This window comes from Streptomyces spongiicola, assembly GCF_003122365.1.
GTDB lineage: Bacteria > Actinomycetota > Actinomycetes > Streptomycetales > Streptomycetaceae > Streptomyces > Streptomyces spongiicola.
Map to the genome: position 1 here is coordinate 3,483,169 of NZ_CP029254.1, position 19,185 is coordinate 3,502,353.

Sequence of the window (19,185 nt, forward strand, 5' to 3'; positions counted from 1 at the left end):
CGTACCCGAACCCAGGCTGCTATCGCAGCTCGGTGACCTGCAACTCCCCGTCCGCGTACTGGCGGCGGATCACCTTCTTGTCGAACTTGCCGACGCTGGTCTTGGGCACGGACGGGACGACGGCCCAGCGCTCCGGCAGCTGCCACCTGGCGATCCGCCCGGCGAGGAACTCCTTCAGCGCCGCATAGTCGGCGGTCGCGCCGTCCCTCAGGACCACCGTCGCCAGCGGGCGCTCGCCCCACTTCTCGTCCGGTACGGCCACGACGGCTGCTTCCGCCACCTCCGGGTGCGCCATCAGCGCGTTCTCCAGCTCGACGGACGAGATCCACTCGCCGCCGGACTTGATGACGTCCTTGGCACGGTCGGTCAGCGTGAGGAAGCCGTCCGGGCCGATCACACCGACGTCACCGGTCTTCAGCCAGCCGTCCTCACTGAACTTGTCGGCGGGCCGCTGCGGCTCCCCGGAGGCGCCGCCGTAGTAGGCGCCCGCGATCCACGGACCGCGCACCTCGAGTTCGCCGGCGGACTCGCCGTCCCACGGCAGGAACTCCCCGTCCGGTCCGCGCAGCCGCGCCTCGACACCCGCCGGGAAGCGGCCCTGGGTCAGCCGGTAGCCGAACTCCGCGTCCGTGCCGACCGCGTGGGCCGGCGGCCGGGCGACGGTGCCCAGCGGCGAGGTCTCGGTCATGCCCCAGGCGTGGCAGACCCGCATGCCCAGCGAGTCGAACGCCTCCATCAGCGACGGCGGACAGGCCGCGCCGCCGATGGTGACCTGGGTGAGGGAACTCACATCGCGCGGTTTGGCGGTGAGTTCGGCGAGGAGGCCCTGCCAGATGGTGGGCACGGCCGCCGCGTGGGTCGGGCGCTCGGTCTCGATCATCTCGGCGAGCGGGCCCGGCTGCAGAAAGCGATCCGGCATGAGCATGTTCACTCCGGTCATCAGCACCGCGTGCGGCAGCCCCCAGGCGTTCACATGGAACTGGGGCACGACGACCAGGCTGGTGTCGGCGTCCGTCACCCCCATCGACTCGGCCATGTTGACCTGCATGGAGTGCAGATAGATCGAGCGGTGGGAGTACACCACGCCCTTGGGTTCGCCGGTGGTGCCGGAGGTGTAGCACATGGCGGCGGCCGAGCGCTCGTCCAGCTCCGGCCAGTCGTAGACGGTCGGCTTTCCGGCGAGCAGCTCCTCGTAGTCGTGCACCTGGGCTGCGACGCCGTCGAGCACCGAGCGGTCGCCCGGACCCGAGACCACGACGTGCTCGACGGTCGGCAGGTGCGGCAGCAGGGGCGCGAGCAGGGGCAGCAGCGAACCGTTGACGATCACGACCCGGTCGGCGGCGTGGTTGACGATGAAGACCAGCTGCTCGACGGGCAGCCGCAGGTTGAGCGTGTGCAGGACCGCGCCCATGCAGGGGATCGCGTAGTAGGCCTCGACGTGCTCGGCGTTGTTCCACATGAGGGTCGCGACCCGCTCGTCACCGGTGACGCCCAGGTCGCCGCGCAGGCCGTGGGCCAGCTGGGCCACACGCTCGCCGATCTCCCGGTAGCTGCGGCGATGCGGCTCACTCCCGCCCGTCCACGTGGTGACGTGCGAACTTCCGTGAATCGTCGTCCCGTGGTTCAGAATGCGGGTGACGGTCAGTGGTACGTCCTGCATGGTGCTCAGCACGGCGTCCTCCCGGTGGGCGCACAGCTCTGAAGGGTTTGAAGATTCTGAACACATACCGCGCGGTATGTCACTACCCCCGGGTAAGAAAGCTCAGCGGACCGGTGCCAGCTCCGGATCCTCGCGGAGCTTCCGCAGCGCCCGGGACACCGCGCTCTTGACCGTGCCCACGGACACGCCCAGCACCTCCGCGGTCTGCGCCTCGCTCAGGTCCTCGTAGTACCTGAGGACCACCATCGCGCGCTGCCGGTCCGGGAGCCGTGTCACGGCACGCCACATCGCGTCGTGCAGGACCTGCCGCTCGGCAGGGTCGGCCGGCGCCGCGACGGCGGGTTCCGGAAGCTCCTCGCAGCAGAACTCGTCGACCCTGCGCTTACGCCACTGCGAGGTACGGGTGTTGAGCAGGGCGCGGCGGACGTATCCGTCGAGGGCGCGGTGGTCCTCGATCCGCTCCCAGGCGAGGAAGGTCTTGGCGAGCGCGGTCTGCAGCAGATCCTCGGCGTCGTTCGGGTTGGCCGTGAGCGAGCGGGCGGTCCGCAGCAGCACGGGCCCTCGCGCCCGTACGTACGACGAGAACGACGCATAAGTGGTCGGCGGCACGGCGGCGCTGGAGGCGGTCGTGCAGACTGGCGTGGTCATGGCCCCACGCTAGGAGCGGAGGCCTCCTCCCGGATCGGCCCCAGGTCCCGAACCCCGGTCCGCCTCAGGTTGTAGGGGTGCGGCGGCCCCCACCTCCTCTGGGTGGAGGATGCCGCGGCTCCGCCTCGGGGTCCAACGCAGGCATCCGGCTCATCCGCCTCGTCCTGCTCATCCGGCTCGTCCGGACGGCCCACCGAGACCGGCCCACCCCGAAACGGCCCACCCCGAAACGGCCTGTCCGTCCCGCCTGTCCGTCCCGCCGGTCCGTCCCGCCGGTGGGTCCCTCCGGCCCGTCCCGCTCATCCGTCCGCCCCGAGGATCAGCGCCGAGGTCGGGACGCCCGTACCGGCCGTGACCAGGACCCTGGCCGCCCCCGCGGTCTGGTTGGCCGAAGTGCCCCGCAGCTGTCTGACGGCTTCCGCTATGCCGTTCATGCCGTGCAGATAGGCCTCGCCCAGCTGGCCCCCGTGCGTGTTCAGCGGGAGCACGTCCGCCGCGACGAACCCCGCCGCCTCGCCCCGTCCGCAGAAGCCGAACTCCTCCAGCTGCATCAGCACATAGGGAGTGAAGTGGTCGTAGATGATGCCCACGTCGATGTCGGCGGGGCCCATCCCGGAGGTCCGCCGGAGCTGCCGGGCGACGACACCCATCTCGGGCAGACCGGTGAGATCGTCGCGGTAGTAGCTGGTCATCTGCTCCTGGGCACGGCCCGCGCCCTGGGCCGCGGCGACCACGACGGCGGGCGGGTGCGGCAGATCCCTCGCCCGCTCGACGGAGGTCACGACGAGGGCCTGCCCGCCGTCCGTCTCCTGACAGCAGTCCAGCAGCCGAAGCGGCTCCACGATCCAGCGGGAGGCCGCGTGGTCGTCGAGGGTGATGGGCCTGCCGTGGAAGTACGCCGCCGGGTTGCGCGCCGCGTACCGCCGCCCGGTCACGGCCACCTGCCCGAACGCCTCCGGAGTGAGCCCGTGGGTGTGGAGGTAGCGCTGAGCCGTCATGGCCACCCAGGAGGCAGGAGTCAGCAGCCCGAACGGGAGGTTCCAGCCGAGCGCCGCGCCCTCAGCCGAGGGCTCGCGCCGCTGCACGCCCGATCCGAACCTGCGACCCGACCGCTCGTTGAACGCCCGGTAGCAGACGACGACGTCGGCCACTCCGGTGGCCACGGCGAGTGCCGCCTGCTGCACGGTCGCGCACGCCGCGCCGCCGCCGTAGTGGACGCGGGAGAAGAACGACAGCTCCCCGATCCCGGCCGCCTGGGCGACGGTGATCTCGGGACTGGTGTCCATGGTGAACGTGACCATGCCGTCGACATCGGAGGGGGAGAGGCCGGCGTCGTCGAGCGCGGACCGCACCGACTCGACGGCCAGACTCAGCTCGCTGCGTCCGGAGTCCTTGGAGAACTCCGTCGCGCCGATGCCGGCGACGGCGGCCCGACCGCCGAGCGAGTCGGCCCTGCGCAGGCTCATTCGGGCGCCTCCCCGGGCAGGCCGACGGTCACCGTGCCGGTGACGTGGTGACCGAGGCCGTTGGCCCCGACCACGCGCACCACGGCCGTGTCCCCTTCCGCCTCGATGACGGTGCCGGTCAACGTCATGGTGTCGCCGGGGTGGTTGGGGGCGCCGAGCCGTATCGCCACTCTGCGGAGTACGGCGTCCGGGCCGAAGTGGTCCGTGATGTAGCGTCCGACGAGGCCGTTGGTCGTCAGGATGTTCATGAAGATGTCGGGCGAGCCCTTCTCCCGGGCGAGTTCCGCGTCGTGGTGCACGTCCTGGTAGTCCCGGGAGGCGACGGCCCCCGCGACGATCAACGTACGGGTGATCGGGACGACCAGCGGGGGCAGTTCCTCGCCGGCGCGCGGGGCGGAGGACCCGGTACCGCTCACACTCATGCCGTCTCCTCCTGCTGCCCGGGCTCCTCGGCCACCGTCCGCTCGTCGACCGGATGCGGTCATCTCAGCCCGCCTCCGGCCGCAGGGCCCGGAACACCGGCAGCTCCAGTTCGTCGTCGGCCCTGATGAACTCCAGCCGGACGGGCATCCCGATGCGCACCTCGCGGCAGGGCACCCCGATCACGTTGCTCACCATCCGTACGCCCTCGGTCAGCTCGATGAGCGCCACCGCGTACGGTTCCGCCACCGCGTCCCGACCCGCCACTCCGCCCGGCCCCGCCACTCCGCCCGGGCCGGTAGCGGCCAAGGCACCGCCGGACCCGCCGTCGCCGCGCCCGCCCTCACCGGACCCGCCCTCACCGCGTCCGCCTTCACCGGACCCGCCGTCGCCGAGCCCGCTGAAGGCGGGGAAGCGCGGATGGTGGATCACCACGTACGAGTAGACGGTCCCCGCGCCCTCCGCCTCCACCGCCTCCCACTCCGCGGAGCCGCACCCCCCGCATCCCGGCAGCCAGGGGAAGCGCGGCCTCCCGCACGAAGCGCAGCGCTGGAACAGCAGCCTGTGCTCGGCGACGCCTGCCCAGAATCCGGCGTTGTCCCGGTTGACCACCGGGCGGGGGCGCCGGGGCCGGTCCTCCCTCCCGCCCGCCGGCGGGGCGTACTTGAGGATCCGGAAGCGGTGCGTCCCGGCGAGTTCGCCGTCGGCCCGGACCTCCGTCCTGGTCGTGATGAAGTAGCCCGCGCCCAGTTTGGTCCTCTTGCGCGGCGAGACCGTCTCGATCACCGAGTCGAAGGTGATCCGTTGTCCCGGGCGGAGCGGGCGGAGGTACTCCTGCTCGCAGTCGGTGGCCACGACCGCGGCGAACCCGGCGCCGTCGAGCAGTGCGAACAGCTTGTCGTGCGCTCCCGTGCGGCCCGTGTGTCCGGACAGCCCGCCCATGGTCCACGCCTGGAGCATGGTCGGCGGAGCGATCGCGTCCGGACCCTCGTACGCGGGGTTCCGGTCACCCATCGCCTCGCACCAGTGCCTGATCATCGGCTCGTTCACCGGGTCCTTCCCGACGCCGGGGGCCGAGGCGCTGCGCCCCTCGTACGGCTTCAGCAGCGGATACAGCTCGTCCTCGCTCACCGCTTCCCCCTCGGCGCCCGCCCGTACCGCCCCGGTGCCCGCGCCGGCCGCGTCATCGCGACGATGTCCCGCCGCCCCTCGCCCACCCCGTCTTGAGCTTGCCGATCCGTGCCGCCCCGCGGCCCCGCCCCGGCTCCCCGCTCCCCGCGGCTCCCGCTGGACCGGCACCCGCCGGGCCGGTCCCCGGCGCGGCCTCGGCCGCCGGACTCGGCGGGCCGGCGGAGATGACGGAGATGACGCAGGCGGCTGAGGCGGCTGAGGCGGCTGAGAGGACGAAAGTGGCGATGGTGGCGACGATGGCGGATGCCGAGGAGCTTGCGCGGTGCCAGGAAACCTGGGCAGTCGCCGGCGCAGACGCGCCCGAGCCGCCGGTCCTGCTCCGCGGGGTCACCGGCAGTGGTGGGGGGATCATCCGGCACGGGGAAGCCGGAGTACGAGCGGGTTCCGGAGCGCAGCCGCCGCCGTCGCTCTGTCGGGGCGAGGTACACGGCGAGGCCTCCCAGGCTGCGCGGGACAGGTGGTGGCGTACACAGCAACATTTCTGACTGTCCGTCAGATATGTTGGGCTGTCAAGGCCGTGGAGATCCGACGCCACCACGGGAACGCGCCGGGAACACGGCAGACGGCGACGGCATGCCGCCCCGCGTCCGGCGCGCCCGGACAGGAGCCCGGCGCGCCTCGCCCGCCACGGCCAACCACCGGGGACACGACGCGAATCGCCCGCCGGGGACACCCACCCGCCGGGGACACGACGGCGAACGGCCCGCGCGGAGATGCCTGAGCACCGCCACGCAGGCCGTCGTTCACCCCCCGGTCGAACCCTCCCCCGGCCGCACCCCTACCAGAGCGGCAGGAAGGTGATCGCGATGTTCTCGTTGGACTGATCGATCGCCGTGAAGGCCGAACCGTTGACGTTGGCGGTGTTGTTCTGGTTGGACGCGCCGGCACCGGTGGCCACCTGCTGGGTGGTGGTCGAGTTGCCGAGGTTGTGACCGCCCACGCCACTGCCGCTGATGGTGGCCACGGCGGCGTTCGATCCGTCGCCCGCGAAGGCTCCGTTGTCGGCGTGCGCCACACCGGCGAACAGGGCGGCGGCCAGGGGCAGCGCCGCGACGGCGGCCAGGGCGCGGGCGGTACGGATGCTTGCCATGTCGATTCCTCCGAAGCATTGGAAGTGCACCGGACAGCGGCGCACCGGGCGTGCGGAACTACGTCTGGAAACGTGGCGGTTGGCCGGCCGCCCGGTCGATCTTCACGACGTCGCGCATCCAGAGTTGCCCAGCGGATCTCCGGCGAACCACCCCGGAGGCGGAGATTCGCCCTCAAGCGTGAGCACTTGCCGATAAACCCCGCCACCCCGCGAACCTCACGACTCGGCCACCCGCGGGTCCGGATCCGGCTCCCTCCAGAGGAGAAGCGTTACGGCACATCGCGGGCCGCCCTCGCCCTCTTCCCTTACTCGAACTTGAGTACGAGCATGGAGTCATGGCCGTCACCGACCGGCACACCGCCACGCTGGCCCTCGCCCACGCTCTCTCCGCCGCCGAGCGCGGGCTCCCCGTGATCCCGCTGTCCCCCACGAAGCTCCCCGCCCTGCCGTCGCCGCACCGTCTGGCCCCGGAGCCCGTGCGCTGCCGCGGCGAGTGCGGCCTGCTCGGCCACGGCGTCCACGACGCCACGGCCGACCCCGCCGCCGTGCGCGTGCTCTTCTCGGCCGCCCCCTGGGCCACGGGGTACGGGATCGCCTGCGGACACCCGCCCCATCACCTGATCGGTATCGACCTGGACACCGGGACCGCCACCGCCGGCCCCACGGACTCGGCCGCGGCGCTGCGGCAGCTGGCACTCCGGCATCTCTTCACGGTCCCGGAGACCGTCACCGTCATCACCCCGAGCGGGGGCCGCCATCTGTGGCTGACCGGCCCGCCCGGCGTGGTGGTGCCGAACTCTGCTGGCCGCCTCGCCCACGGAATCGACATCCGGGGCGCCGGAGGCTATCTCGTCGGCCCGGGCTCGGTCTCGGCTCGCGGCGCGTACCGGCTCGCACCGGACTCGGCGGCACTGCCTCCCGCCCCGTGCCCCGAGGCCCTGCTCAGACTGATCGCACCACCCGCGCGCCGCCGCCACCCCGCACCCTCCCGTGTCCCGCGCGGCAAGGGCCTGGTCCGCTTCGTACTCGCCGCCCGCAGGGGGGAGCGCAACGCCCGGCTGTTCTGGGCCGCCTGCCGGGCGTACGAGAACGGCATCGGCGAGACCCTCGCCGACGCCCTGACGGACGCCGCGGTACGCATCGGACTGACCGAGCGCGAGGCACGGGCGACCATAGCGTCGGCGGCACGGCTGACGGGCCGTTGAGCGACGGTGCCGCACCGCACCGCGGGAGGACACCGCGCCCGCGCGGTGACCCGGCCCCGGCCCGCACCGGCACCGGCGCATGCGGAAGCCGCAGCCGTCCAACGGTGAACCGGCACGGGGCGCAGCCCCGGACCACCACCCCCAGCCGCTCACCACCACGAGCGGCAGCCGCTCCGGCGACCCGGCGACCCCGCCGGAGCACGCGGCGGCCGGTTGCGGCCATGCCGCCCGGCTGCGCGCCGCCGGAAGGCACGGCCCCTGAACTTCCTGCCCGGGGCCGCGCACGCAGGACCGGAAAGCGCTCCTGCCGGGGACGCCCTTCGGCGCACTCCGTCAGCGTCCGCTGAAAGCGGTGCCGGGACGCTGCTGCCGCTCGCCGTCGACGATGACGTCGACGTACTCGTCGTAGAAGGCGACCCGGTTCTTGATGGCCCCCACCGCCGGCAGCGGATCGGGATAGCTCCAGGCGACGTCGCGCCGCGCCTCGCCCTCCCCCTCGCCCGCCCACGACCAGTACTCGGTCGCCACGCCCTTGTACGGACAGCGGGTGCTCGTGTCGGTCGGGGTGAACAACTCGAGACGCACGTCCTCGCGCGGGAGGTAGTAGCGCACCGGCAGACCCGTCTCGAACAGCAGCACAGGTGACCGCGTGTCCGCGACGACGGTGCCGTCTATCTCGATCTGGACATGCCGAGCGCTGGGCAGCGCGTCGACCCGCTTGTGGGGATCACGTGGGTGCACGAAGATCTCCTCCTCCTCTTCGTACCAGTGGTCGAGGACCTCACGGCCGAACCAGGCGAAGCACACATGACCGGCCAGTTCCTCGCCGGGACACTCCCAGGCCGCGGAACGGACGACCCGGTCGTCCAGTGCGAGGTCGTAGAAGACGGTCGCTCCGGCGTGGTACCGCCCGGGAGGCCGCTCGGACCTCCGCAGCAGGTCCATCCGGACGTCGTCGGCCGGGAACGCGTAGATGGGGACGGGAGCGCCCGGCTCCCACACCAGAACCGGCCTGCGGCTGTCGACGACGGTGACGCCGCCCTTCGTCCCTCGGACCCAGCGCTCACCGGGCTCCCAGACCAGGGTGTCCGCCGGGTCGGGACGGCGCCGGACGACCGGCGGGGTCTCCGGCGTGCTCCCGGGTGTGGCCATGGCCTCCTCCTCCGGTCCGGCTTGCCCTGATCGGCCTCCTCGGGCTCCGCGCGTTTACCGCGCCCCGGCCGCGCCCGAGCCGCGGCCCCCTCTGCCGACCCCTCCACCTTGAGGTTCCGCGATCCGCGACGCAACGCCGCGTTCCGCAATCCCCGGCACCGTTGGCCATCTCCCGGTACAGGCTCGCAAGCAGGGGCGGGAGGTCGAATCCGAGACCGGCCTCGACCGAAACCAAGTCCTCGGCACTCGCAGGCCGAGGCAGCGTCCCCGACGTGACCCTGGCTTTCGCCGCTACGCGTGGAACGAGATCGGGCCTTGGACTCGGCGGGGTGGTGCTTCATTGCCATCTGTACAGGACTCCTGACCACCCAGACCATCAAGATCCAAGTGTCCCGCCCAAAGCCGCTACACCGACCTCAACGCACGGCTCGCGCTCACTGGCCCACCCGCTCGCGCACAGAGCCGCATAGGGATGGGGACGGCTCATGCTCGCTGGCGCCCGGCCGCAGGTGGGATCCGCCTGGACTGACGACGGCAAACCGTACGAGGAACGACAGCTCAAGCATCGGGCCCGTCGCGCAGTCCGGCCCGTACCCATTCCGCCCGTACTGGTCGCCATCCTGCGCGCCCACCTCGAGGCGTTCGGCACGACGGCCGAGGGCCAACTGTTCAGTGCCGTTCGGGGAGGACCCGTCCGATCGCAGGAGTACGGCGCGGTGTGGAAGGAGGCTCGGAGGAAGGCACTCACCGCTGTGCAGGTGGCCTCCCCGCCGGCCGCCATCCCGTATGACCTGCGGCATGCCTGCGCGTCGTTCTGGCTCCGCTCCGGGGTCAGCCTGGCAGAGACCGCCCGGCGTGCAGGCCAGAGCGTCGCCGTGCTCCAGCGCTACTACGTCAAGGTGCTGGACGGTGAGGAAGCCAGGATGAACGCGCTGATCGAGCAGGGGTTGGCAGAGCAGGAGGGGAGCCCGAAGAGCCGTAGAACCCGGCCGCAGGTTGGCCGCACGCGCTGGTCAGAGGTGGGATACCGCCGATCCAGGGTGAGACAGGCTACACGCAGAAGGGGTGCCCCGGACGATGGGGCACCCCTTCTGACCAGCACATACGCTGACCTGCGCGGTGGGTGTGGGATTTGAACCCACGGTGACATCGCTGCCACGACGGTTTTCAAGACCGTTCCCTTAGGCCGCTCGGGCAACCCACCTCCCGCTCCGTCCACCAGGGGGGAAGCGGCTACAGCCTACCGGCCCCCAGCCCCGCACGGGGGCCGTGGTCCACACGGGGTCCGCCGGCTCTGTTCCGACCGGCGCCGTCGCGCGGATCGACTATCGGCAAGCCTGCGCCGGCATTGCGGAAGCCGGGTGAGGCCTGCCGCGGCCGAGTGGTGGTTCAGCGGTCGGCGATGTCCTCGCGGAGGCCGTCGGAGAACTCCCACCACGACAGGGGGAGCCAGTCGCCGTCGACGAAGGCGTCCACCGTCGCGCCACGACCGCGGACGGCCACCGTCGTGCCGACCGGGTAGGTGGCTCCGGAGAGGCCCGGAACAGGGACGAGCAGAGTCCCCAGCCTTTGTGCCGCCACTTTCTCGCCCTCCGGTTCGGTTGATCGGCACGACACCTGACGACGTCGGCCGGGACGGACAGTCATCCCGACATTACCGGCTTGTCCGATTATCCGAGCGGGAGAATCATGAGATATATGCCACAACCGGGTCACAAGTGAAAGGAGGAGCGGGGGGCGAGTCATGCACGCATCGCCTGCGGAGGTCACAGCAATGAAAGCCGTGGTGTACAAGGAACCGTTCGAGGTGGCGGTCGAGGACGTCGAGAGGCCGGGGATCCACCACCCGAACGACGTGATCGTACGGGTCACCTCCACCGCGATATGCGGCTCCGACCTGCACATGTACGAAGGCCGTACGGCGGCGGAGCCGGGCATCGTCTTCGGTCACGAGAACATGGGGATCATCGAGGAAGTCGGTGACGGCGTCACCTCGCTCAACCAGGGCGACCGGGTGGTGATGCCCTTCAACGTGGCATGCGGCTTCTGCATGAACTGCGTCGAGGGGTACACGGGTTTCTGCCTGACCGTCAACCCCGGTTTCGCGGGCGGAGCTTACGGATACGTCGCCATGGGCCCCTGGCCCGGCGGCCAGGCCGAGTACCTGCGCGTCCCCTACGCGGACTTCAACTGCCTGAAACTGCCACCGGGAAACGAGAACGAGACCGACTTCATCCTGCTCGCGGACATCTTCCCCACCGGCTACCACGGCTGCGAACTCGCCCAGGTGCGCCCGGGCGAGAGCGTGGCCGTGTACGGCGGCGGTCCGGTCGGCCTGATGGCCGCCTACTCGGCCATGCTGCGCGGCGCCAAGAAGGTCTTCGTCGTGGACCGCGTCACCGAGCGCCTCGACAAGGCCCGGGAGATCGGCGCGACCCCGGTCAACTTCGCCGAGGGCGACCCGGTGGAGCAGATCAAGGAACAGACCGGGGGAGTCGGCACCGACAAGGGCGTGGACGCGGTCGGCTACCAGGCGACGGTGCGCGACACCGGCCGCGAGGAGCCGGCGACCGTGCTGAACTCGCTCATCGGCACCGTCAGGGCCACCGGAATGCTCGGCGTGCCCGGGCTGTACGTGCCCTCCGACCCCGGGGGTCCCGACGAGCAGTCCAGGCACGGCATGCTCAGCGTCGCGATCGGCAGGCTCTTCGAGAAGGGCCTGAGGATGGGCACCGGCCAGTGCAACGTGAAGCGTTACAACCGGTACCTGCGCGACATGATCATCGAGGGCAGGGCGGCGCCCGGCTTCGTCGTCTCCCATGAACTCCCTCTGGATCAGGCGCCGTCGGCCTACGAGAAGTTCGACAAGAGGGTCGAGGGCTACACCAAGGTGGTGCTGCACCCGTAGTACCGCGCGGCTTCACGCCACCGTGACCACCGCGGTCTCCTCGACAGGGGCGACCTCCTCGACCGCGACCTCCTCGACCGCGAAGGGCAACGCCGCGGGTAGCGCGAAGCCGCCGGAGGAGGAGGGAGAGCGGGCGAGAGCGGGCCTGGAGGAGGGAGAGGAGGAGCGAGAGGAGGAGGGAGAGGAAGGGCGGCGGCGGGCACGGTGAAGGCGATGCCGCTCCACTCGCAGCGCCTTCGTCCTCGCCCGGCCTTCCGGAGCCCGCCCTTCCGGGAGCGTTGCCGCCCTCCGGGAGCATCGCCGTTGCCCCTTCCCCGGGAGGGACCCTCGTCAGCCGCCGGGAAGGCCCTCGTCAGCCGTCACCCTCGCGCTGCCCCAGCGTGATCGTGACCGTGGCCTCGCGGCCGTCGCGCTCATAGGTGAGCTGGACCTGGTCACCGGGCTTGTGCGTCCAGATCTCGCTGATGAGCGTCGGGCCGCTGTCGACCGGCTTGCCGTCGAACTTGGTGATGACGTCACCGGCCCTCAGCCCTGCCTTGGCCGCCGGGCCGTTCGGCGTGACGGCCGCCGCGCCTCCCGCGCCCTCCTGGGCGATCGTCGCGCCGGCGCCCCGGTCCGTCATGTTCACCGTGGCCCCGATCACGGGGTACACGGGCTTGCCCGTCCGGATGAGTTGCTCCGCCACGTTCTTCGCCTGGTTGATCGGGATGGCGAAGCCGAGGCCGATGGAACCGGCCTGGGACTGCTGGCCGAAGCCGTTGCCGCCGCCCGCGGACTGGATCGCGGAGTTGATGCCGATGACCGCGCCGCGCGCGTCGAGGAGCGGGCCGCCGGAGTTGCCGGGGTTGATCGAGGCGTCGGTCTGGAGCGCACTCATGTACGAGTTCCGGCCACCCGAACCGTCGCCGGAGGCCACCGGCCGGTTCTTGGCGCTGATGATGCCCGTGGTGACCGTGTTGGACAGGCCGAAGGGTGCGCCGATGGCGATGGTCGAGTCGCCGACGGCGACCTGGTCGGAGTTGCCCAGCGGCAGCGGGGTGAGACCGTCGGGCGCGTCGCGCAGCTTCAGTACGGCCACGTCGTAGCCCTGGGCGCGGCCGACCACCTCGGCTTCGTACTCCTTGCCGTCGGAGAAGGTCGCGGAGAGCGTGCCGCCGTCCGCCGCGGAGGCCACCACGTGGTTGTTGGTGAGGATGTGGCCTTCCTTGTCGTACACGAAGCCGGTGCCCGTGCCCGCCTCGCCCTGGCCCCTCCCGGACGCCGCCTCGATCGTGACGACGCTGGGCAGCGCCTTGCCCGCCACCGCGGCCACCGTGCCGGGTTCGCGCTTGAAATCCGCGGGGGCGTCGCCGGCGGCCACCGTGGTCGAGGCGCCGCCGTCGTTGCGCTCGGCAGCCCAGTAGCCGATCCCGCCGCCCACACCACCTGCGACGAGTGCGGCGACGAGGACGGACGCGATCAACCCGCCGGGCCGCCTGCGCGGCCCCTGTGGGGCGGGCGCCTGCCCGCCCCAGGGCGAGGCGGGCGGCGGGGGAGGCCACGCGCCCTGCGGGTGCCCGGCCGCTGCGGCCGGGGAGTGGTCGTCCGGGGTGGGCCCGTGGGCGGCGGCCGGGGAGTGGTCGTCCGGGGTCGGCCCGTGGGCGGCGGCCGGGGAGTGGTCGTCCGGGGTGGGCCCGTGGGCGGCGGCCGGGGCCTGAGGCGCAGGGGGCACCGCCTGGCCCCACCGCGGCGGGGACTCCGCCCCGGCGGGCTGGTGGGCGGCAGCGCTTTCGGGAGCAGCCGCCGGCACAGGAGGTACGGACGGGCCGGCGTGCGCCGGGGTGCCCTCGTTCTCAGTGCTCACAGCTTCCTCTTCCTCGCTTCCACGATTCGGCGGTCCGCGGTCGCGGGACCGCGCCGATGCGCTGTAGTCAGCTTTTCCCACAGCCTGTCAGGCCACTGTAAGCAGGACCTGTGCGTCGGTGCGCTCTCCCTTATCCCGGACATGACGGACAGTGGCGGGGCGCCCGCGCACCGACGATGGCACCATGACGCGGTGACTCAACACCGGATCCAGGTCGTGGCCCATCGAGGCGCGTCGGAGGACGCGCCCGAACACACCCTGGCCGCCTATGTGAGAGCCATAGAGGACGGGGCCGACGCCCTCGAGTGCGATGTGCGCCTCACCGCGGACGGACATCTCGTCTGCGTCCACGACCGCCGGGTGAACCGCACCTCCAACGGCCGTGGCGCGGTCTCCGCGCTGGAGCTCGCGGACCTCGCCGCGCTCGACTTCGGCTCCTGGAAGGACAGCGAGGAGAGCCCGGACTGGAAGGACCCCGGCTTCACCTCCGTGCTGACCCTGGAGCGGCTGCTCGAACTGGTGGCGGACGCCGGCCGGCGGATCGAACTCGCCATCGAGACGAAGCACCCGACGCGCTGGGCCGGGCAGGTGGAGGAGCGGCTGCTCCACCTGCTGAAGCGTTTCGGCCTGGACGCACCCGACGCACCCGACGAGTCCCCCGTGCGCGTCATGAGCTTCTCGGCCCGCTCACTGCACCGGATCGCGTACGCGGCGCCGGGCATCCCGACCGTGTACCTGATGCAGTTCCTCCCGCTGCGGGCGCGCGAGGCACGGCTGCCGGCGGGGGCGCGGATCGCCGGCCCGGGGATCCGGCTCGTGCGCAACCACCCCTCCTACGTGGAGCGGCTGCACGCCGCCGGTCACCGGGTGCACGTCTGGACGGTGAACGATCCGGCCGACGTCGACCTCTGCGTCGGCCTCGGAGTCGAGGCGATCATCACCAACCGGCCGAGGCAGGTCCTCTCCCGCCTGGGGCGGTTCTGACCGGTTCCGCACCGCGACCGTACCGCTACAGGGAGTGCACCGGCGCGTTCGATCCTTGCTCGAGTGTGACGAGTGCGTCACCGGACGCGGATTGGCCGGTTTCCGGTCCAGGCCATTGGGGCATCCACTCCGTGGCGTGGGGCGAAGGAGGTCTCGGGGGTGGCGTTGGTGGTGGCACAGGAGGTGCCCACGTCGTCGTGCATGGCCGTACCCCATGGCCCTGCGGGCGTGGGTGAGGCAAGGCACCGGATGCGTGAGCAGCTGCGGCGCAGCGGGGTGTCCGATTCGGTCGTCGACGATGCCGTTCTGATCCTTTCCGAACTGCTGAGCAATGCCTGTCGTCACGGCAGACCGCTCGGGCAGCACACGGAGATCGGGGACGGCGACATCCGCGCCGCATGGCGCCTCGACCCGTCCGGCGGCCTGACGGTCGAGGTGACGGACGGGGGCGGTCCCACCCGCCCGGTACCGTCGACGCCCTCGGTCACGGCGCACGGCGGACGAGGGCTCAGCATCATCAGCGCCCTCGCCCGGGACTGGGGCGTACGGGACAGCGCGGCGGGCGAAGTCACCGTGTGGGCCCTCGTCACGGATGGGCACCGCCGCGACGATTTCGCTACGCGCGTCGCAGGCCCCGGCTTCGGGTTCACGGACGCCTAGGACGACGTCGGCTGACGCTGTCGGGGTGTCCGTGTCGGGTGTCCATGTCGGGGCCGGGTCGGGTCAGGCCGGGGCCCGGCGTCCGTGTCGGGGTCGGCGTCCGTGTCGGGGTCGGTATCGGGGTCGGTGAACGTGTCGGGGTCGGTGTCCGTGTCGGTCGGGGCCGGCTCACGGTGGGCATCGGCCGGAGCTGCTCGCGGGACGGCCGCGGCCGGCTCCGGGAAGCCGGAACCGCGGTGGCGGACGGGCCACCGGCCGCTCCGGTCCGCTCGACGGCAGTGCGAGGGCACCCTTCCGGCGCGCTCCGGAAGGACGGCCACGCGACGTGAGGTGCCGCTGTGACCGCTGCCACGGCCGCAACGGCTAGGCTCGCGCCCGAGACAAGCACTCCGTCATCGGGAGAAAGCCACATCATGGCCAAGAAGCGCCCCCAGACGAAGGCCGCCGCCAAGCCACAGGTCACCGACGGTGAGATCCCCGTGGTCGGCGCCCGCGAGCCCTGCCCCTGCGGTTCGGGCCGTCGCTACAAGGCCTGCCACGGGCGGGCCGCCGCACACGCCGTGACCGAGCTGGTCCAGCGCCCCTTCGAGGGGCTCCCCGGCGAGGGCGACTGGGTCGCCCTCCGCGAGCTGGTGCCCGCCGCCACCGTCGCGCTGACCCTCGGGGACGGGCTGCCCGAGGACGTCCCGTCGCTCACGCTGGCGACCGTCCTCCCCATGGCGTGGCCGGCGCTGCGCCGCGAGGACGGCTCGGTCATGCTCGCCCTGCAGAACGACACGCCTTCCGGCGACCTCAGCCGCGACCTCGCCGACACCCTTCAGCGGGCGCTGACCACGAAGCCCGGCAACGCGGTGGCCCCGCGGCGCGCCCCCGCCGACGGTCCGCGGCTGCAGGACCTGGTCGACGCGGACGCCCCGTTCGAGCCGGTCGTGCACAGCGGTTTCGAGTTCTGGATCCCGGAGTCGGTGGAGACCACGAGCGCCGAGGTGACCGCCTCGCTGGAGCGCGCCAACGCGGCCGCGATCCCGACGGCGAAACTGAGGGGTGTCGACGCCGCCTACTGGTGCGAGACCCCGGAGAAGAACCATCTGCGCTGGGTCATGCCGCACGCAGAGGAGCGGCTGCTGGACGCACTCGCCCGGCTGCACGCCGCGGGTGCGTCGAGCCTCGGCGAAGACACCCGTCTCGTCGGGTCGTTCCGTGCGCACGGCCTGGTGGTGCCCGTCTGGGACCTGCCCGGCGGTATGGGTGCGGAGGAGTGCGAGAAGCCGGCCGCGGAGTTCGCCGAGCGGCTCGCCAAGGCGCTCGCGACGGACTCCCCGCTGACGGGCGAGGAGCGCAGGGCCCGCAGTGGCCTCACCAACCGCCAGGTCACTCTGAGCTGACCAGCCGGCCGCGGAACACGGGGCGTTGCTCCCCGCCGCCCGGTCGGCCGGGGCGGCCGGGGCGGGCGGAAGCGGTCGGCCGCGGGCGGACGCTCGTGCCCGGTCGGCCGGAACAGGCGTCGGCGGGCGGCCGCTTCGGCCGCCGCCCGCCACGCGTGGCACCGCGCCACACCGGGCCGTGTGGCACCGCGCGACACCGTCACGAGTGATACGCGTCACAACAGTACCTACGGTGCGGTAATTCCCTGTCCGAATACCCCAGATCGAATTTGCGAACAGCAGATCTCTTGTTACCGTTCTGGAAGCCCGGTCGCTGGTGCATCCCCCGTCGCCAGCGACCGGGCGTCTCCATTTCCGGGCGACGGCCCGACTCCCTCCCCGCATCAACTACCGCGAGGAGAAGGGAAGTTGCTGTCCGTCCGGGACAGCAGTGACATCACTCGGACTTCCCCGGAACTCTCAGGCCGCGCGATCGCGGAGTTCGAACGGTTTCGCCTCCGTCCTTCTCACACGGTGTTTCCCAGACCGCGGGTCCAGGTCTCCCGTCCGTTCGCGCAATGGGCCCCGACGGGGCTTCCACTCGGCGCCGGAATGCCCGGCACGGACACCAGGGCCCGCCGCCGCCGCGTTGCGGTCGTACGTTCGCTCCCCGACGTCGGGACCGCCGGCGAGGACGCGGTTCCGGGCGTCGACGTCGCGTGGTGCGGCCAGCGGGGGCCCACGGCGTTCGCTTGTGCGTCGTACGCCGACGGCGTCGCGGCCGGGCCCGGCCACCTGCCCCGGGCCCGTCGGGGCGTGTTTTCCGGCCACACTTTCCGACCGCCCCGCCCTCTTGCCATCCGCCGTTGCGCGGGCACCTCCCGTACCGCGAGGGCGTCGAGCGGCTGCGCCGCGGACGACGGCGAGGGGCACGGAAAAGCGCGGGACGGCGCGGTACGGCGGAGGGAAGACGGGCAGGCGCGGGGAGGACGGGGGACACAAGGACGCACAAGGAGTGCGCAACGGGGAACAAGCCGAGCAAACTCGGCAAGGGCCCCCGGGGACGACCGGGCGAACCCGAACCCGATCGCCTTGCTTCCGCCGGGTATCGCCGCGCTTCCGCCCCTGACCGCCGCGGCCCGTCGGGCTTTGCCGCGCTTCGGCCCGCTTCGGGAAACCGGCGGACGGAGACGTCCGATCCCCGTACGAATACGAAACTGCACGTAACTGCACGAGACAGTCCGCACCCGTAAGCACGCCGAGCCCCCCAAGCACCCCCACGCACACGCACACACAGGCACAAGCAGCGCCCCTGAGTACCAGTCAGCGCGCGTCGCCGACCGGTCCCGTGTGCCCCCTCCCGCACACTCCCGGATCCCACCCGTACGAGTGAGCCGCCGAGCCCGTGCCCAACTCCCCGCCGCCCGGAGAACCGGGCGTCAGCACGCGTCAGTACGTGAGGCGGGATCCTTCCCCGGTCTCCGGAGGGGTCACGCCCGAGGGTGCGAAGACGCTCGCCTCGACGAGGGCGTCGACGACCGCCTCCACGTCCGGCAGCCACGGAGCCGCCGACCCGGGCAGCGGGGCGCGCTCCCAGCGGACCTGGCCCGTGCCCGTCTCCGAGGGCGGCAGCACCAGATAGCCGCCGGAGCCGTGGAAGCGAAGCGAACTCGGCACCCGGTCCTTGGCGTGGAGCAGTTCGCCCAGCCGCTCCATCGAGTAGGGGGCGACGAGCAGGGACCACCGGGTCGGGGTCGCGAGGACGGGGCCGAGCCTGATCTCCATGTGGTCGAGCGCGGAGAGCGCCCGGGCCCCGGCGACCGCCGGCAGGCTCACCGCGCACGGCGCACCGCCTCCCGTGGCGAGCACCACGGGGGCGGCGGGCCGGTGGGTCCACCACCAGCGCACCATCCGCTCGTCGGTGGTCGCCGCCAGGAGCCCGGGGTCGAAGGGGTGCGCGCCGGGGACGACGCACTCGGGGTCAGGGCAGGCACAGCCGCGCCCGCGCTCGGTACGCCGACCGGCGGCGTTGAGTCCCACACCGGGCAGCACGGGCCAGTTCCACTCGGTGGCGCAGGTCAGCGCCGCGTCGAGTTGAGGAGCAGGCCCCCCCTTGCGCCAGAACCGGAGCCTGCGTCGCCTTCCGAGGATCTCGCGCATGAGCGCTCGTTCCTTTCCGTTGAACGCCGAGGTCCATCACACCATGTGTGCATCACTTCACTGCGCGTACAATGCGGCGTCTCGCCGCCCAGCCGTAGGCACGGGCGGCCCCATGGGCTCTGTCCATTAAACGCATGGCGAGGGGTGGCGCGCGCCTGGCGCTTGCTCTCCCGCTGTGCTCGTACCGCCACTCGGTACGGGGCGGCGGCCCACGGCGGTTAGGACGCCGCGACTCCCCCGCCAGGTTCCGGGGCGGTCCCAACTGCCCCTGGCCATCACCGTTTACGTACCCATCACGCCCGGGATGACTCCCCCCTGGGGCTTCGCCTCGGACTTCACCCTGGGTGGGGTTCCCATGTCGAACGCGCCTAGTCGACCGCGAATCGCACCCATGGGGAGCGCTTTTCAGCCAAGTTATCAACTCCATGGACACC

At 72.0% G+C, this 19,185-nt stretch carries 15 protein-coding genes and 1 tRNA gene; 5 read left to right on the forward strand and 11 right to left on the reverse strand.

Annotated features, from left to right (window positions below):
- Nucleotides 1-19: 19 nt before the first annotated feature.
- The 6 genes from DDQ41_RS15295 to DDQ41_RS15325 all read right to left on the reverse strand — a co-directional run bounded on the left by DDQ41_RS15295 (nucleotide 20) and on the right by DDQ41_RS15325 (nucleotide 6,475).
- A complete protein-coding gene (locus tag DDQ41_RS15295) occupies nucleotides 20-1,672 on the reverse strand; it encodes a long-chain fatty acid--CoA ligase (RefSeq protein ID WP_162602692.1) in 1,653 nt (550 codons plus the stop codon).
- A gap of 90 nt (nucleotides 1,673-1,762) precedes the next feature.
- Nucleotides 1,763-2,308, reverse strand: coding sequence for a SigE family RNA polymerase sigma factor (locus DDQ41_RS15300; RefSeq protein WP_109294986.1), 546 nt, complete (start codon nucleotides 2,306-2,308; stop codon nucleotides 1,763-1,765).
- 299 nt (nucleotides 2,309-2,607) lie between these two features.
- Nucleotides 2,608-3,774: a lipid-transfer protein gene (locus tag DDQ41_RS15305; protein ID WP_109294987.1), complete on the reverse strand. Its 1,167-nt coding sequence runs from the start codon at nucleotides 3,772-3,774 to the stop codon at nucleotides 2,608-2,610.
- Nucleotides 3,771-4,196, reverse strand: coding sequence for a MaoC family dehydratase (locus DDQ41_RS15310; RefSeq protein ID WP_109294988.1), 426 nt, complete (start codon nucleotides 4,194-4,196; stop codon nucleotides 3,771-3,773). Before DDQ41_RS15310 ends, DDQ41_RS15305 begins: the two co-directional genes overlap by 4 nt.
- Before the next feature lie 64 nt (nucleotides 4,197-4,260).
- Nucleotides 4,261-5,325, reverse strand: coding sequence for a bifunctional MaoC family dehydratase N-terminal/OB-fold nucleic acid binding domain-containing protein (locus tag DDQ41_RS15315; RefSeq protein ID WP_109294989.1), 1,065 nt, complete (start codon nucleotides 5,323-5,325; stop codon nucleotides 4,261-4,263).
- Nucleotides 5,326-6,163: 838 nt separating this feature from the next.
- Nucleotides 6,164-6,475 (reverse strand): hypothetical protein, encoded by a 312-nt coding sequence (locus DDQ41_RS15325; RefSeq protein ID WP_109294991.1) that lies wholly within the window; start codon nucleotides 6,473-6,475, stop codon nucleotides 6,164-6,166.
- Between the two features lie 335 nt (nucleotides 6,476-6,810).
- Between DDQ41_RS15325 and DDQ41_RS15330 the strand changes: the two genes are divergently transcribed.
- The gene (locus DDQ41_RS15330) at nucleotides 6,811-7,680 is read left to right on the forward strand and encodes a bifunctional DNA primase/polymerase (RefSeq protein ID WP_109294992.1); all 870 of its coding nucleotides are present in this window, start codon (nucleotides 6,811-6,813) and stop codon (nucleotides 7,678-7,680) included.
- 333 nt (nucleotides 7,681-8,013) lie between these two features.
- Here the strand turns inward: DDQ41_RS15330 and DDQ41_RS15340 are convergent, their stop codons facing one another.
- The 3 genes from DDQ41_RS15340 to DDQ41_RS15355 form a co-directional block, all read right to left on the reverse strand.
- Nucleotides 8,014-8,832 carry a DUF427 domain-containing protein gene (locus DDQ41_RS15340; protein WP_174720289.1) on the reverse strand — a complete coding sequence of 273 codons (819 nt, stop codon included), beginning with the start codon at nucleotides 8,830-8,832 and terminating at the stop codon, nucleotides 8,014-8,016.
- Nucleotides 8,833-9,949: 1,117 nt separating this feature from the next.
- A tRNA-Ser gene (locus DDQ41_RS15350) sits at nucleotides 9,950-10,036 on the reverse strand.
- A 185-nt stretch (nucleotides 10,037-10,221) separates the two neighbouring features.
- Entirely contained in the window at nucleotides 10,222-10,413 is a 192-nt protein-coding gene (locus DDQ41_RS15355) for a hypothetical protein (RefSeq protein ID WP_109294994.1), read from the reverse strand.
- A 193-nt stretch (nucleotides 10,414-10,606) separates the two neighbouring features.
- Between DDQ41_RS15355 and DDQ41_RS15360 the strand changes: the two genes are divergently transcribed.
- Nucleotides 10,607-11,740, forward strand: coding sequence for a glutathione-independent formaldehyde dehydrogenase (locus DDQ41_RS15360; RefSeq protein ID WP_109294995.1), 1,134 nt, complete (start codon nucleotides 10,607-10,609; stop codon nucleotides 11,738-11,740).
- Between the two features lie 352 nt (nucleotides 11,741-12,092).
- On the opposite strand, the gene DDQ41_RS15365 is transcribed toward DDQ41_RS15360, so the two are convergent.
- Nucleotides 12,093-13,583 (reverse strand): S1C family serine protease, encoded by a 1,491-nt coding sequence (locus DDQ41_RS15365; RefSeq protein WP_109294996.1) that lies wholly within the window; start codon nucleotides 13,581-13,583, stop codon nucleotides 12,093-12,095.
- 141 nt (nucleotides 13,584-13,724) lie between these two features.
- On the opposite strand from DDQ41_RS15365, the gene DDQ41_RS15370 reads away from it, so the two are divergent.
- The 3 genes from DDQ41_RS15370 (at nucleotide 13,725) to DDQ41_RS15385 (ending at nucleotide 16,612) form a co-directional block, all read left to right on the forward strand.
- Nucleotides 13,725-14,567 (forward strand): glycerophosphodiester phosphodiesterase, encoded by an 843-nt coding sequence (locus DDQ41_RS15370; RefSeq protein ID WP_309475785.1) that lies wholly within the window; start codon nucleotides 13,725-13,727, stop codon nucleotides 14,565-14,567.
- Between the two features lie 72 nt (nucleotides 14,568-14,639).
- Nucleotides 14,640-15,227, forward strand: a complete 588-nt coding sequence (locus DDQ41_RS15375) for an ATP-binding protein (protein WP_109294998.1) — start codon at nucleotides 14,640-14,642, stop codon at nucleotides 15,225-15,227.
- A 413-nt stretch (nucleotides 15,228-15,640) separates the two neighbouring features.
- Nucleotides 15,641-16,612, forward strand: a complete 972-nt coding sequence (locus DDQ41_RS15385; protein ID WP_109294999.1) for a DUF5926 family protein — start codon at nucleotides 15,641-15,643, stop codon at nucleotides 16,610-16,612.
- A 1,428-nt stretch (nucleotides 16,613-18,040) separates the two neighbouring features.
- On the opposite strand, the gene DDQ41_RS15390 is transcribed toward DDQ41_RS15385, so the two are convergent.
- Nucleotides 18,041-18,751, reverse strand: coding sequence for a bifunctional DNA primase/polymerase (locus DDQ41_RS15390; protein WP_109295000.1), 711 nt, complete (start codon nucleotides 18,749-18,751; stop codon nucleotides 18,041-18,043).
- Nucleotides 18,752-19,185 lie beyond the last annotated feature (434 nt).